Source organism: Clostridium tyrobutyricum DSM 2637 = ATCC 25755 = JCM 11008 (assembly GCF_000359585.1).
GTDB lineage: Bacteria > Bacillota > Clostridia > Clostridiales > Clostridiaceae > Clostridium_B > Clostridium_B tyrobutyricum.
In genome coordinates, this window is sequence record NZ_APMH01000070.1 from 1 (window position 1) to 289 (window position 289).

Annotated in this window: 1 pseudogene; it reads right to left on the minus strand. The window is 37.0% G+C overall.

Annotated features, from left to right (window positions below):
• Window positions 1–250 (minus strand): annotated as a pseudogene (locus J418_RS15835) (glycoside hydrolase domain-containing protein); the annotation flags it as partial.
• Window positions 251–289: the final 39 nt, after the last annotated feature.

Sequence of the window (289 nt, forward strand, 5' to 3'; positions counted from 1 at the left end):
GAGCACCTTGGAGAATATATACCTCATTCTTGGAAGCACTTGTATTAGGCAATGTTGGACATGCTGCTTGTGTAGCTGCCCCAAAAACTCCATCCGCTGGTTGAATTCCTAGCTCAATTTGGAGAGCTGTTATTAAAGCTGCTACTGTTCCTCCTCCAGTTATTCCGTCTTCAGTTACAGATGTGTAATTTGAATTGCTCCCGTAAGTACTATTTAACCATTTTTGAACTTTTAAAACCATTTGATCCATTTTTATACCCTCTTTTCTTATTTTTGATTACATATAATA